The sequence below is a fragment of the Paraburkholderia sp. 31.1 genome, assembly GCF_014397645.1.
GTDB lineage: Bacteria > Pseudomonadota > Gammaproteobacteria > Burkholderiales > Burkholderiaceae > Paraburkholderia > Paraburkholderia tuberum.
Map to the genome: position 1 here is coordinate 1 of NZ_VZQN01000234.1, position 301 is coordinate 301.

General features: G+C 66.1%; 1 protein-coding gene. It reads right to left on the bottom strand.

Annotation, left to right across the window (positions count from 1 at the left end; translation table 11 throughout):
- On the bottom strand, nt 1–301 hold a 301-nt coding region (locus F6X37_RS36110; protein WP_187614702.1), incomplete at both ends, for an Ig-like domain-containing protein.

Below are 301 nucleotides of genomic sequence, written 5' to 3' on the forward strand. Positions count from 1 at the left end.
CCCGGTTCACCCTTGCCCACCAGCGTCGGCGTCGTGTCGTCCGTGCTCTCGCCATTGCCCACCGGCCCCTGGATCGGACCTTCGTCGTCAATCACTTCGCCAATGACTGGCTGGTCCGGCGCAGTCGTGTCCACGACTACCACGTGCGGCTCCGACGGCCTGCTTTCGTTGCCCGCGGGATCGCGCTCCACCACCGTGAACTCGTGCTTGCCTTCGTCCAGCGGCGTATCAGGCGTGAAGCTCCAGTTGCCGTCCTCGTCGACCTGCGTCTCGCCAACCGGCGTGCCGTTGTCGATCACGA